This window comes from Aquimarina sp. TRL1, from assembly GCF_013365535.1.
In the GTDB taxonomy this organism is placed as follows: domain Bacteria; phylum Bacteroidota; class Bacteroidia; order Flavobacteriales; family Flavobacteriaceae; genus Aquimarina; species Aquimarina hainanensis.
The window spans coordinates 868,250-885,628 of sequence record NZ_CP053590.1 but is presented as its reverse complement, the minus strand read 5'-3'; the positions used below and the strand labels follow the sequence as shown (position 1 = coordinate 885,628).

1 protein-coding gene (running past one end of the window) is annotated in these 17,379 nt (G+C 43.4%); it reads left to right on the top strand.

The window, feature by feature from the left end:
• On the top strand, positions 1 to 17,379 hold the 3' portion of the coding sequence (locus HN014_RS03375) for a gliding motility-associated C-terminal domain-containing protein (protein WP_176027480.1). Its footprint begins 10,041 nt before the window's first position; 17,379 of the gene's 27,420 nt are visible here — the last part of the coding sequence; its start codon lies off the left edge, out of view; the stop codon is at positions 17,377 to 17,379.

Genomic DNA, 17,379 nt, shown 5'->3' with positions numbered 1-17,379 from the left:
CCTTTCTCAAATGCTCATGACGGAGCAGATAATACAGCTAGTTATACAGGAGTAACGCCAAATCAGAATGGAGTAGGGGTATCTATTTATGAAATCACCCCTACAATTCCAATGGCAATTACAGCAATAGATTTTTCAATGTATAATCTGGCATTTACAAATGGAGCAGGAAATACGGTAAAATTACAAGGGTTTACAGGAAGTATATGGGAGGATCTAGATACTGCATCTAATAGGACAGTAGTAAATGCAATAGAGACATTTATCAATACATTACAACCTAATAAGGTTTATCAGAAGTTTAGAATAACAGGAGAAACGGGATTGGTATATTATGCCAGAGTGAAAGAAATCTATATTTATGCTAATAACTTTGTTTCGTCATTAAACCCTAAAACAATCTGTAATGATAATTTGGATGGTGGAACAGGAGATGTTCTTCCTAATCATTTTGATCCGGATTCAGATGGAGATGGATGCTCTGATGCCTATGAAGCAGGAGCGACTTCTGATAAAACAACAGATTTTGCCTTTACAAATACTTCAGGGAATGGAGAAGATGTTAATGGAAATGGGTTGGCTGATGTTGTTGAAAATGGAACAACAGGAACTATTAATTATGTATCTACGTATGAGTTATATGCCTGGTCAGATGAATTAAACTTATGTATTGATACAGATAATGATGGTGTTGGAGATTTAGTAGATTTAGATGATGACAATGATGGTATTTTGGATCCAGATGAAAGTAGTTATTGCAGTAACCCATTTACGTCTTCATATACAATTGCAAATGCAGTATTTGCAAATAATACTACGGCAAATGCCACGTATACTGCGGATATTTTGGACTCCTCTAATACAAAAGTGGCAACTATACAGTTTTTAATCCCGGCTACATCTGCTAATGTAGTAGGGTACGCAGATTATTCTGAAGTAGTTAATGGAGATGAACTACAATTTAATTGGTTAGGAACCGGGACAAACCCTAATCAATGTATCCAATATACAATTACCCCTGAAGCAGGGATGGAATTTAATGCTACTTTGAGGTGTTATTTGCCAGGAAATGGCTCTTCTGCACAAAATAATACAATTTCGATGACTCCTGATTTTGGAACATTACCTAATGGCAAAGCAATATCTGCTACATTTTTCGAATCAGCAACAAGTCATACCGATAGGGATACAGGAGATATTATTTCATCAGGAATGACAATTCAGCGATTGTCTAATGGAGTGCCTGGTACTACCTATAGTTATTTAGAATTTGATGTGATGTCAGATGATATTAATCCATATATTTTTAATATGTGTTTTAACTGGAGTAGCGCTATGAATCATGAGACGTTTAGTATTAGATTCGAGTCAGTAAATTGTACTTCCAGTGAATTAGATGTTGATGGAGATACTTTGATCAACTCATTAGATTTGGATAGTGATGGAGACGGTTGCTCTGATGCCGCAGAAGGAGGTGTTCCTCAGGCTTTAGGAAATACATCAAATAACTTTCAGTTTGTAATTTCTCAAGGTGTTGGTAATGGTGATGAAAATGGAAATGGATTGGCAGATGAAGTAGAAGATTTACCAGGATCTCCAGGACAAGTTAACTATACATTAAACTACACTAATGCTGTAGATCCAGCAGTTAATGTAGCATGTTCTATTGATAGTGACGGAGACGGGATTGATGATGTTGTAGATTTAGATGATGACAATGATGGTATTGTTGATCGTATAGAAGGAGGCGGAGTTGATCCTGGTGCAGATGATGACAATGATGGTATTTTAAACTATGCAGATTCGGACTACCCTGGATATGTAGACAGTAATGGCGATGGTATTAATGATCATTTTGATTATGACGGAGATGGCGTTGCCAACCATTTGGATTTGGATAGTGACAATGATGGTTTGTTAGATCTTATAGAAGCCGGTGGGGTAGACACAGATGGAGATGGAGCTGTTGATTACCCGACTCCTGGTGATGCCAGTAGTATGGTTGATGTTGACGGGGACGGATTAGCCGATAGTCTGGATACGATTGACAGTGGTAGTGGTGCAGGTGAGGTTACCAGTGGTACGGCGCTTCCGATGCCTAACAGTGATGGTACAGGCGGTTCGGATTCTCAGGATATAGACAGTGATGATGATGGTATTGTAGATAATATAGAGGTTCAGCCTACGGTAGGTTATATCGCCCCGTTAGGCAGTGATGCAGATGGGGATGGTATTGATGATGCGTATGATCTGGATGCAGGCGGCAGTGTTTTAGTTCGGGAAGATACAGACACTGATGGTTTGTATGACTATGTTGATTTGGATAGTGATGGAGATGGAGAGAGTGATCATATCGAGGGATATGATGTTGATGGCGATGGTGTTTCTGACACATTATTTAGTGGAGTTGATATAGATGGAGATGGTCTGGATGATGCCTTTGATGCAGATACGAGTGTTTTAGATGCTACCAATGGGGGTCAGACCTCAGGAAGTTTCCCGGATATAGACAATGTAGGAGGAGAGCCAGACTGGCGAGAAGCGAAGGATAGTGACGGAGACGGGATTAATGATGTTTCAGATTTAGATGATGACAATGATGGTATTGTTGATCGTATAGAAGGAGGCGGAGTTGATCCTGGTGCAGATGATGACAATGACGGTATTTTAAACTATGCAGATTCGGACTATCCTGGATATGTAGACAGTAATGGCGATGGTATTAATGATCATTTTGATTATGACGGAGATGGCGTTGCCAACCATTTGGATTTGGATAGTGACAATGATGGTTTGTTAGATCTTATAGAAGCCGGCGGGGTAGACACAGATGGAGATGGAGCTGTTGATTACCCGACTCCTGGTGATGCCAGTAGTATGGTTGATGTTGACGGGGACGGATTAGCCGATAGTCTGGATACGATCGACAGTGGTAGTGGTGCAGGCGAGGTTACCAGTGGTACGGCGCTTCCGATGCCTAACAGTGATGGTACAGGCGGTTCGGATTCTCAGGATATAGACAGTGATGATGATGGTATTGTAGATAATATAGAGGTTCAGCCTACGGTAGGTTATATCGCCCCGTTAGGCAGTGATTCAGATGGGGATGGTATTGATGATGCGTATGATCTGGATGCAGGCGGTAGTGTTTTAGTTCGGGAAGATACAGACACTGATGGTTTATATGACTATGTTGATTTGGATAGTGATGGAGATGGGGAGAGTGATCATATCGAGGGATATGATGTTGATGGCGATGGTGTTTCTGACACATTATTTAGTGGAGTTGATATAGATGGAGATGGTCTGGATGATGCCTTTGATGCAGATACGAGTGTTTTAGATGCTACCAATGGGGGTCAGACCTCAGGAAGTTTCCCGGATATAGACAATGTAGGAGGAGAGCCAGACTGGCGAGAAGCGAAGGATAGTGACGGAGACGGGATTGATGATGTTTCAGATTTAGATGATGACAATGATGGTATTGTTGATCGTATAGAAGGAGGTGGAGTTGATCCTGGTGCAGATGATGACAATGACGGTATTTTAAACTATGCAGATTCGGACTATCCTGGATATGTAGACAGTAATGGCGATGGTATTAATGATCATTTTGATTATGACGGAGATGGCGTTGCCAACCATTTGGATTTGGATAGTGACAATGATGGTTTGTTAGATCTTATAGAAGCCGGCGGGGTAGACACAGATGGAGATGGAGCTGTTGATTACCCGACTCCTGGTGATGCCAGTAGTATGGTTGATGTTGACGGGGACGGATTAGCCGATAGTCTGGATACGATCGACAGTGGTAGTGGTGCAGGCGAGGTTACCAGTGGTACGGCGCTTCCGATGCCTAACAGTGATGGTACAGGCGGTTCGGATTCTCAGGATATAGACAGTGATGATGATGGTATTGTAGATAATATAGAGGTTCAGCCTACGGTAGGTTATATCGCCCCGTTAGGCAGTGATTCAGATGGGGATGGTATTGATGATGCGTATGATCTGGATGCAGGCGGTAGTGTTTTAGTTCGGGAAGATACAGACACTGATGGTTTATATGACTATGTTGATTTGGATAGTGATGGAGATGGGGAGAGTGATCATATCGAGGGATATGATGTTGATGGCGATGGTGTTTCTGACACATTATTTAGTGGAGTTGATATAGATGGCGATGGTCTGGATGATGCCTTTGATGCAGATACGAGTGTTTTAGATGCTACCAATGGGGGTCAGACCTCAGGAAGTTTTCCAGATATAGACAATGTAGGAGGAGAGCCAGACTGGCGAGAAGCGAAGGATAGTGACGGAGACGGGATTGATGATGTTGTAGATTTAGATGATGACAATGATGGTATTGTTGATCGTATAGAAGGAGGTGGAGTTGATCCTGGTGCAGATGATGACAATGATGGTATTTTAAACTATGCAGATTCGGACTACCCTGGATATGTAGACAGTAATGGCGATGGTATTAATGATCATTTTGATTATGACGGGGATGGCGTTGCCAACCATTTGGATTTAGACAGTGACAATGATGGTTTGTTAGATCTTATAGAAGCCGGTGGGGTAGACACAGATGGAGATGGAGCTGTTGATTACCCGACTCCTGGTGATGCCAGTAGTATGGTTGATGTTGACGGGGATGGATTAGCCGATAGTCTGGATACGATTGACAGTGGTAGTGGTGCAGGCGAGGTTACCAGTGGTACGGCGCTTCCGATGCCTAACAGTGATGGTACAGGCGGTTCGGATTCTCAGGATATAGACAGTGATGATGATGGTATTGTAGATAATATAGAGGTTCAGCCTACGGTAGGTTATATCGCCCCTTTAGGCAGTGATGCAGATGGTGATGGTATTGATGATGCGTATGATCTGGATGCAGGCGGTAGTGTTTTAGTTCGGGAAGATACAGACACTGATGGTTTATATGACTATGTTGATTTGGATAGTGATGGAGATGGGGAGAGTGATCATATCGAGGGATATGATGTTGATGGCGATGGTGTTTCTGACACATTATTTAGTGGAGTTGATATAGATGGAGATGGTCTGGATGATGCCTTTGATGCAGATACGAGTGTTTTAGATGCTACCAATGGGGGTCAGACCTCAGGAAGTTTTCCAGATATAGACAATGTAGGAGGAGAGCCAGACTGGCGAGAAGCGAAGGATAGTGACGGAGACGGGATTGATGATGTTGTAGATTTAGATGATGACAATGATGGTATTGTTGATCGTATAGAAGGAGGTGGAGTTGATCCTGGTGCAGATGATGACAATGATGGTATTTTAAACTATGCAGATTCGGACTACCCTGGATATGTAGACAGTAATGGCGATGGTATTAATGATCATTTTGATTATGACGGGGATGGCGTTGCCAACCATTTGGATTTAGACAGTGACAATGATGGTTTGTTAGATCTTATAGAAGCCGGTGGGGTAGACACAGATGGAGATGGAGCTGTTGATTACCCGACTCCTGGTGATGCCAGTAGTATGGTTGATGTTGACGGGGATGGATTAGCCGATAGTCTGGATACGATCGACAGTGGTAGTGGTGCAGGCGAGGTTACCAGTGGTACGGCGCTTCCGATGCCTAACAGTGATGGTACAGGCGGTTCGGATTCTCAGGATATAGACAGTGATGATGATGGTATTGTAGATAATATAGAGGCTCAGCCTACGGTAGGTTATATCGCCCCTTTAGGCAGTGATGCAGATGGTGATGGTATTGATGATGCGTATGATCTGGATGCAGGCGGTAGTGTTTTAGTTCGGGAAGATACAGACACTGATGGTTTATATGACTATGTTGATTTGGATAGTGATGGAGATGGGGAGAGTGATCATATCGAGGGATATGATGTTGATGGCGATGGTGTTTCTGACACATTATTTAGTGGAGTTGATATAGATGGAGATGGTCTGGATGATGCCTTTGATGCAGATACGAGTGTTTTAGATGCTACCAATGGGGGTCAGACCTCAGGAAGTTTTCCAGATATAGACAATGTAGGAGGAGAGCCAGACTGGCGAGAAGCGAAGGATAGTGACGGAGACGGGATTGATGATGTTGTAGATTTAGATGATGACAATGATGGTATTGTTGATCGTATAGAAGGAGGCGGAGTTGATCCTGGCGCAGATGATGATAATGATGGTATTTTAAACTATGCAGATTCGGACTACCCTGGATATGTAGACAGTAATGGCGATGGTATTAATGATCATTTTGATTATGACGGAGATGGTGTTGCCAACCATTTGGATTTGGATAGTGACAATGATGGTTTGTTAGATCTTATAGAAGCTGGTGGGGTAGACACAGATGGAGATGGAGCTGTTGATTACCCGACTCCTGGTGATGCCAGTAGTATGGTTGATGTTGACGGGGACGGATTAGCCGATAGTCTGGATACGATTGACAGTGGTAGTGGTGCAGGTGAGGTTACCAGTGGTACGGCGCTTCCGATGCCTAACAGTGATGGTACAGGCGGTTCGGATTCTCAGGATATAGACAGTGATGATGATGGTATTGTAGATAATATAGAGGTTCAGCCTACGGTAGGTTATATCGCCCCGTTAGGCAGTGATTCAGATGGGGATGGTATTGATGATGCGTATGATCTGGATGCAGGCGGTAGTGTTTTAGTTCGGGAAGATACAGACACTGATGGTTTATATGACTATGTTGATTTGGATAGTGATGGAGATGGGGAGAGTGATCATATCGAGGGATATGATGTTGATGGCGATGGTGTTTCTGACACATTATTTAGTGGAGTTGATATAGATGGAGATGGTCTGGATGATGCCTTTGATGCAGATACGAGTGTTTTAGATGCTACCAATGGGGGTCAGACCTCAGGAAGTTTCCCAGATATAGACAATGTAGGAGGAGAGCCAGACTGGCGAGAAGCGAAGGATAGTGACGGAGACGGGATTGATGATGTTGTAGATTTAGATGATGACAATGATGGTATTGTTGATCGTATAGAAGGAGGTGGAGTTGATCCTGGTGCAGATGATGACAATGATGGTATTTTAAACTATGCAGATTCGGACTACCCTGGATATGTAGACAGTAATGGCGATGGTATTAATGATCATTTTGATTATGACGGGGATGGCGTTGCCAACCATTTGGATTTAGACAGTGACAATGATGGTTTGTTAGATCTTATAGAAGCCGGTGGGGTAGACACAGATGGAGATGGAGCTGTTGATTACCCGACTCCTGGTGATGCCAGTAGTATGGTTGATGTTGACGGGGATGGATTAGCCGATAGTCTGGATACGATTGACAGTGGTAGTGGTGCAGGCGAGGTTACCAGTGGTACGGCGCTTCCGATGCCTAACAGTGATGGTACAGGCGGTTCGGATTCTCAGGATATAGACAGTGATGATGATGGTATTGTAGATAATATAGAGGTTCAGCCTACGGTAGGTTATATCGCCCCTTTAGGCAGTGATGCAGATGGTGATGGTATTGATGATGCGTATGATCTGGATGCAGGCGGTAGTGTTTTAGTTCGGGAAGATACAGACACTGATGGTTTATATGACTATGTTGATTTGGATAGTGATGGAGATGGGGAGAGTGATCATATCGAGGGATATGATGTTGATGGCGATGGTGTTTCTGACACATTATTTAGTGGAGTTGATATAGATGGCGATGGTCTGGATGATGCCTTTGATGCAGATACGAGTGTTTTAGATGCTACCAATGGGGGTCAGACCTCAGGAAGTTTTCCAGATATAGACAATGTAGGAGGAGAGCCAGACTGGCGAGAAGCGAAGGATAGTGACGGAGACGGGATTGATGATGTTTCAGATTTAGATGATGACAATGATGGTATTGTTGATCGTATAGAAGGAGGCGGAGTTGATCCTGGTGCAGATGATGACAATGACGGTATTTTAAACTATGCAGATTCGGACTATCCTGGATATGTAGACAGTAATGGCGATGGTATTAATGATCATTTTGATTATGACGGAGATGGCGTTGCCAACCATTTGGATTTGGATAGTGACAATGATGGTTTGTTAGATCTTATAGAAGCCGGTGGGGTAGACACAGATGGAGATGGAGCTGTTGATTACCCGACTCCTGGTGATGCCAGTAGTATGGTTGATGTTGACGGGGACGGATTAGCCGATAGTCTGGATACGATCGACAGTGGTAGTGGTGCAGGCGAGGTTACCAGTGGTACGGCGCTTCCGATGCCTAACAGTGATGGTACAGGCGGTTCGGATTCTCAGGATATAGACAGTGATGATGATGGTATTGTAGATAATATAGAGGTTCAGCCTACGGTAGGTTATATCGCCCCGTTAGGCAGTGATTCAGATGGGGATGGTATTGATGATGCGTATGATCTGGATGCAGGCGGTAGTGTTTTAGTTCGGGAAGATACAGACACTGATGGTTTATATGACTATGTTGATTTGGATAGTGATGGAGATGGGGAGAGTGATCATATCGAGGGATATGATGTTGATGGCGATGGTGTTTCTGACACATTATTTAGTGGAGTTGATATAGATGGAGATGGTCTGGATGATGCCTTTGATGCAGATACGAGTGTTTTAGATGCTACCAATGGGGGTCAGACCTCAGGAAGTTTCCCGGATATAGACAATGTAGGAGGAGAGCCAGACTGGCGAGAAGCGAAGGATAGTGACGGAGACGGGATTGATGATGTTTCAGATTTAGATGATGACAATGATGGTATTGTTGATCGTATAGAAGGAGGTGGAGTTGATCCTGGTGCAGATGATGACAATGATGGTATTTTAAACTATGCAGATTCGGATTACCCTGGATATGTAGACAGTAATGGCGATGGTATTAATGATCATTTTGATTATGATGGGGATGGTGTTGCCAACCATTTGGATTTGGATAGTGACAATGATGGTTTGTTAGATCTTATAGAAGCCGGTGGGGTAGACACAGATGGAGATGGAGCTGTTGATTACCCGACTCCTGGTGATGCCAGTAGTATGGTTGATGTTGACGGGGATGGATTAGCCGATAGTCTGGATACGATCGACAGTGGTAGTGGTGCAGGTGAGGTTACCAGTGGTACGGCGCTTCCGATGCCTAACAGTGATGGTACAGGCGGTTCGGATTCTCAGGATATAGACAGTGATGATGATGGTATTGTAGATAATATAGAGGTTCAGCCTACGGTAGGTTATATCGCCCCGTTAGGCAGTGATGCAGATGGAGATGGTATTGATGATGCGTATGATCTGGATGCAGGCGGTAGTGTTTTAGTTCGGGAAGATACAGATACTGATGGTTTGTATGACTATGTTGATTTGGATAGTGATGGAGATGGGGAGAGTGATCATATCGAGGGGTATGATGTTGATGGCGATGGTGTTTCTGACACATTATTTAGTGGAGTTGATATAGATGGCGATGGTCTGGATGATGCCTTTGATGCAGATACGAGTGTTTTAGATGCTACCAATGGGGGTCAGACCTCAGGAAGTTTCCCGGATATAGACAATGTAGGAGGAGAGCCAGACTGGCGAGAAGCGAAGGATAGTGACGGAGACGGGATTAATGATGTTTCAGATTTAGATGATGACAATGATGGTATTGTTGATCGTATAGAAGGAGGCGGAGTTGATCCTGGTGCAGATGATGACAATGACGGTATTTTAAACTATGCAGATTCGGACTATCCTGGATATGTAGACAGTAATGGCGATGGTATTAATGATCATTTTGATTATGACGGAGATGGCGTTGCCAACCATTTGGATTTGGATAGTGACAATGATGGTTTGTTAGATCTTATAGAAGCCGGCGGGGTAGACACAGATGGAGATGGAGCTGTTGATTACCCGACTCCTGGTGATGCCAGTAGTATGGTTGATGTTGACGGGGACGGATTAGCCGATAGTCTGGATACGATCGACAGTGGTAGTGGTGCAGGCGAGGTTACCAGTGGTACGGCGCTTCCGATGCCTAACAGTGATGGTACAGGCGGTTCGGATTCTCAGGATATAGACAGTGATGATGATGGTATTGTAGATAATATAGAGGTTCAGCCTACGGTAGGTTATATCGCCCCGTTAGGCAGTGATTCAGATGGGGATGGTATTGATGATGCGTATGATCTGGATGCAGGCGGTAGTGTTTTAGTTCGGGAAGATACAGACACTGATGGTTTATATGACTATGTTGATTTGGATAGTGATGGAGATGGGGAGAGTGATCATATCGAGGGGTATGATGTTGATGGCGATGGTGTTTCTGACACATTATTTAGTGGAGTTGATATAGATGGAGATGGTCTGGATGATGCCTTTGATGCAGATACGAGTGTTTTAGATGCTACCAATGGGGGTCAGACCTCAGGAAGTTTCCCGGATATAGACAATGTAGGAGGAGAGCCAGACTGGCGAGAAGCGAAGGATAGTGACGGAGACGGGATTGATGATGTTTCAGATTTAGATGATGACAATGATGGTATTGTTGATCGTATAGAAGGAGGTGGAGTTGATCCTGGTGCAGATGATGACAATGACGGTATTTTAAACTATGCAGATTCGGACTATCCTGGATATGTAGACAGTAATGGCGATGGTATTAATGATCATTTTGATTATGACGGAGATGGCGTTGCCAACCATTTGGATTTGGATAGTGACAATGATGGTTTGTTAGATCTTATAGAAGCCGGCGGGGTAGACACAGATGGAGATGGAGCTGTTGATTACCCGACTCCTGGTGATGCCAGTAGTATGGTTGATGTTGACGGGGACGGATTAGCCGATAGTCTGGATACGATCGACAGTGGTAGTGGTGCAGGCGAGGTTACCAGTGGTACGGCGCTTCCGATGCCTAACAGTGATGGTACAGGCGGTTCGGATTCTCAGGATATAGACAGTGATGATGATGGTATTGTAGATAATATAGAGGTTCAGCCTACGGTAGGTTATATCGCCCCTTTAGGCAGTGATTCAGATGGGGATGGTATTGATGATGCGTATGATCTGGATGCAGGCGGTAGTGTTTTAGTTCGGGAAGATACAGACACTGATGGTTTATATGACTATGTTGATTTGGATAGTGATGGAGATGGGGAGAGTGATCATATCGAGGGATATGATGTTGATGGCGATGGTGTTTCTGACACATTATTTAGTGGAGTTGATATAGATGGCGATGGTCTGGATGATGCCTTTGATGCAGATACGAGTGTTTTAGATGCGACCAATGGGGGTCAGACCTCAGGAAGTTTCCCGGATATAGACAATGTAGGAGGAGAGCCAGACTGGCGAGAAGCGAAGGATAGTGACGGAGACGGGATTGATGATGTTTCAGATTTAGATGATGACAATGATGGTATTGTTGATCGTATAGAAGGAGGTGGAGTTGATCCTGGTGCAGATGATGACAATGATGGTATTTTAAACTATGCAGATTCGGATTACCCTGGATATGTAGACAGTAATGGCGATGGTATTAATGATCATTTTGATTATGACGGGGATGGTGTTGCCAACCATTTGGATTTAGACAGTGACAATGATGGTTTGTTAGATCTTATAGAAGCTGGTGGGGTAGACACAGATGGAGATGGAGCTGTTGATTACCCGACTCCTGGTGATGCCAGTAGTATGGTTGATGTTGACGGGGACGGATTAGCCGATAGTCTGGATACGATTGACAGTGGTAGTGGTGCAGGTGAGGTTACCAGTGGTACGGCGCTTCCGATGCCTAACAGTGATGGTACAGGCGGTTCGGATTCTCAGGATATAGACAGTGATGATGATGGTATTGTAGATAATATAGAGGTTCAGCCTACGGTAGGTTATATCGCCCCGTTAGGCAGTGATGCAGATGGGGATGGTATTGATGATGCGTATGATCTGGATGCAGGCGGCAGTGTTTTAGTTCGGGAAGATACAGACACTGATGGTTTGTATGACTATGTTGATTTGGATAGTGATGGAGATGGAGAGAGTGATCATATCGAGGGATATGATGTTGATGGCGATGGTGTTTCTGACACATTATTTAGTGGAGTTGATATAGATGGAGATGGTCTGGATGATGCCTTTGATGCAGATACGAGTGTTTTAGATGCTACCAATGGGGGTCAGACCTCAGGAAGTTTCCCGGATATAGACAATGTAGGAGGAGAGCCAGACTGGCGAGAAGCGAAGGATAGTGACGGAGACGGGATTAATGATGTTTCAGATTTAGATGATGACAATGATGGTATTGTTGATCGTATAGAAGGAGGCGGAGTTGATCCTGGTGCAGATGATGACAATGACGGTATTTTAAACTATGCAGATTCGGACTATCCTGGATATGTAGACAGTAATGGCGATGGTATTAATGATCATTTTGATTATGACGGAGATGGCGTTGCCAACCATTTGGATTTGGATAGTGACAATGATGGTTTGTTAGATCTTATAGAAGCCGGCGGGGTAGACACAGATGGAGATGGAGCTGTTGATTACCCGACTCCTGGTGATGCCAGTAGTATGGTTGATGTTGACGGGGACGGATTAGCCGATAGTCTGGATACGATCGACAGTGGTAGTGGTGCAGGCGAGGTTACCAGTGGTACGGCGCTTCCGATGCCTAACAGTGATGGTACAGGCGGTTCGGATTCTCAGGATATAGACAGTGATGATGATGGTATTGTAGATAATATAGAGGTTCAGCCTACGGTAGGTTATATCGCCCCGTTAGGCAGTGATTCAGATGGGGATGGTATTGATGATGCGTATGATCTGGATGCAGGCGGTAGTGTTTTAGTTCGGGAAGATACAGACACTGATGGTTTATATGACTATGTTGATTTGGATAGTGATGGAGATGGGGAGAGTGATCATATCGAGGGATATGATGTTGATGGCGATGGTGTTTCTGACACATTATTTAGTGGAGTTGATATAGATGGCGATGGTCTGGATGATGCCTTTGATGCAGATACGAGTGTTTTAGATGCTACCAATGGGGGTCAGACCTCAGGAAGTTTTCCAGATATAGACAATGTAGGAGGAGAGCCAGACTGGCGAGAAGCGAAGGATAGTGACGGAGACGGGATTGATGATGTTGTAGATTTAGATGATGACAATGATGGTATTGTTGATCGTATAGAAGGAGGTGGAGTTGATCCTGGTGCAGATGATGACAATGATGGTATTTTAAACTATGCAGATTCGGACTACCCTGGATATGTAGACAGTAATGGCGATGGTATTAATGATCATTTTGATTATGACGGGGATGGCGTTGCCAACCATTTGGATTTAGACAGTGACAATGATGGTTTGTTAGATCTTATAGAAGCCGGTGGGGTAGACACAGATGGAGATGGAGCTGTTGATTACCCGACTCCTGGTGATGCCAGTAGTATGGTTGATGTTGACGGGGATGGATTAGCCGATAGTCTGGATACGATTGACAGTGGTAGTGGTGCAGGCGAGGTTACCAGTGGTACGGCGCTTCCGATGCCTAACAGTGATGGTACAGGCGGTTCGGATTCTCAGGATATAGACAGTGATGATGATGGTATTGTAGATAATATAGAGGTTCAGCCTACGGTAGGTTATATCGCCCCTTTAGGCAGTGATGCAGATGGTGATGGTATTGATGATGCGTATGATCTGGATGCAGGCGGTAGTGTTTTAGTTCGGGAAGATACAGACACTGATGGTTTATATGACTATGTTGATTTGGATAGTGATGGAGATGGGGAGAGTGATCATATCGAGGGGTATGATGTTGATGGCGATGGTGTTTCTGACACATTATTTAGTGGAGTTGATATAGATGGAGATGGTCTGGATGATGCCTTTGATGCAGATACGAGTGTTTTAGATGCTACCAATGGGGGTCAGACCTCAGGAAGTTTTCCAGATATAGACAATGTAGGAGGAGAGCCAGACTGGCGAGAAGCGAAGGATAGTGACGGAGACGGGATTGATGATGTTGTAGATTTAGATGATGACAATGATGGTATTGTTGATCGTATAGAAGGAGGTGGAGTTGATCCTGGTGCAGATGATGACAATGATGGTATTTTAAACTATGCAGATTCGGACTACCCTGGATATGTAGACAGTAATGGCGATGGTATTAATGATCATTTTGATTATGACGGGGATGGCGTTGCCAACCATTTGGATTTAGACAGTGACAATGATGGTTTGTTAGATCTTATAGAAGCCGGTGGGGTAGACACAGATGGAGATGGAGCTGTTGATTACCCGACTCCTGGTGATGCCAGTAGTATGGTTGATGTTGACGGGGATGGATTAGCCGATAGTCTGGATACGATTGACAGTGGTAGTGGTGCAGGCGAGGTTACCAGTGGTACGGCGCTTCCGATGCCTAACAGTGATGGTACAGGCGGTTCGGATTCTCAGGATATAGACAGTGATGATGATGGTATTGTAGATAATATAGAGGTTCAGCCTACGGTAGGTTATATCGCCCCTTTAGGCAGTGATGCAGATGGTGATGGTATTGATGATGCGTATGATCTGGATGCAGGCGGTAGTGTTTTAGTTCGGGAAGATACAGACACTGATGGTTTATATGACTATGTTGATTTGGATAGTGATGGAGATGGAGAGAGTGATCATATCGAGGGGTATGATGTTGATGGCGATGGTGTTTCTGACACATTATTTAGTGGAGTTGATATAGATGGAGATGGTCTGGATGATGCCTTTGATGCAGATACGAGTGTTTTAGATGCTACCAATGGGGGTCAGACCTCAGGAAGTTTTCCAGATATAGACAATGTAGGAGGAGAGCCAGACTGGCGAGAAGCGAAGGATAGTGACGGAGACGGGATTGATGATGTTGTAGATTTAGATGATGACAATGATGGTATTGTTGATCGTATAGAAGGAGGCGGAGTTGATCCTGGCGCAGATGATGATAATGATGGTATTTTAAACTATGCAGATTCGGACTACCCTGGATATGTAGACAGTAATGGCGATGGTATTAATGATCATTTTGATTATGACGGAGATGGTGTTGCCAACCATTTGGATTTGGATAGTGACAATGATGGTTTGTTAGATCTTATAGAAGCTGGTGGGGTAGACACAGATGGAGATGGAGCTGTTGATTACCCGACTCCTGGTGATGCCAGTAGTATGGTTGATGTTGACGGGGACGGATTAGCCGATAGTCTGGATACGATTGACAGTGGTAGTGGTGCAGGTGAGGTTACCAGTGGTACGGCGCTTCCGATGCCTAACAGTGATGGTACAGGCGGTTCGGATTCTCAGGATATAGACAGTGATGATGATGGTATTCCTGATAATGTAGAAGTTCAGTTCACCACTGGATATGTGCCACCATTGGGACGAGATACAGATGGAGATGGTATTGATGATGCGTATGATATTGATAATAGCGACCCTGATACAGGAAATGCACTAATCGCAATAGATACCGATCGTGACGGAATACCAGATTATTTGGATACAGATTCTGATGATGATCAAATCCCGGATGTTTTAGAAGCAGGGATAGGGACGCTTATAGGTGTTGATAGCGATAATGATGGTTTAGATGATGGTTTTGAAGGAGGAAATTCAAATGATGGTTTTGATACGAATGATGAATTAAATAATGGGGCAAGAGATACCAATAATAATGATTATCCTACAACATTCGAGGTAGATTTTAGAGAGAAGTTGGATTGGGATAATGATGGGATTCCTGATGCAGTTGATTTGGATGATGACAATGATGGTATTGTTGATCGTATAGAAGGAGGCGGAGTTGATCCTAGCGCAGATGATGACAATGACGGTATTTTAAACTATGCAGATTCGGACTACCCTGGTTATGTAGACAGTAATGGCGATGGTATTAATGATCATTTTGATTATGACGGGGATGGCGTTGCCAACCATTTGGATTTGGATAGTGACAATGATGGTTTGGTAGATATTATAGAAGCTGGTGGGGTAGACACAGATGGAGATGGAGCTGTTGATTATCCGACTCCTGGTGATGCCAGTAGTATGGTTGATGTTGACGGGGACGGATTAGCCGATAGTCTGGATACGATCGACAATGGTAGTGGTGCAGGTGAGGTTACCACTGGTACTGCTTTACAGGTTCCTAACAGTGATGGCGCAGGCGGTTCGGATTCTCAGGATATAGACAGTGATGATGATGGGATTCCTGACAATGTAGAAGTTCAGTCCACCACTGGATATGTGCCACCATTAGGGCGAGATGGAGATGGAGATGGTATTGATGATGCCTATGATACTGATCTAGACGAAGGTATTAGTTTAAATAGACCAATGGATACAGATGGTGATACAATTCCAGATTACTTGGATACAGATGCAGATAATGATTCTGTTCCGGATGTTATAGAAGCAGGGTTCGATATCGCTATAGATATAACAGATACCGATGGAGATGGGCTATTGGATATTTTTGAAGGAAGTGACTCTGCCGATGGATTTGATACGAATGATGAATTAAATGGAGGGTCAGAAGATCTTCAGAATACAGATGATACAGATGATGTCGATTATCGGGATATAGATGATGATAATGATGGAATACTGACATATAATGAAGATTATGATGGAGATTCAAACCCTGTAAATCAAGACACTGATTCAGACGGGATTCCTGATTACCTAGATGATGATGACGATGGGGATGGCGTGTTGACTACTAATGAAGGGGTGAATCCAGATAATGATGGAGATCCATCAACGGGAGATATACAAGATACAGATGGAGATACAATTCCAGACTATTTGGATATAGACGATGATGGAGATGGGATACATACAGAATATGAATTAGACGTTAATAATGATGGAGAAGAACCAGATGATACAGATAGTGATTCTATACCTGATTATCTGGACCCTGATGATGATGGAGATGAAATTCTTACAATAGATGAAGACTCGGATCCAAACGGAGATGGAAATCCTAATGACGCTATAGACAGTAATAACAATGGAATTCCAAACTACTTAGAACCAAATACATTAACGGATGCAGAAGATGGAATAGAAATATTTACAGCGATGTCTGTAAATGCAGATGGGGATAATGATGTATTTATGATTAGAGGAGTAGAGCAATATGAAAATAGATTAGAAATTTATAACAGGTGGGGAGTAAAGGTTTATGAAGCTGATAATTATGGAGTAGATAATAAATACTTTACAGGAATGTCAGAAGGAAGATTAACTATTAATGAAGAAGAAGAATTACCAGTAGGAACATATTATTATTTATTGGAGTATGTATTACCTTCCGGAGTAAGGAAAAGTAGAATGGGATATCTCTATATCAATAAATGA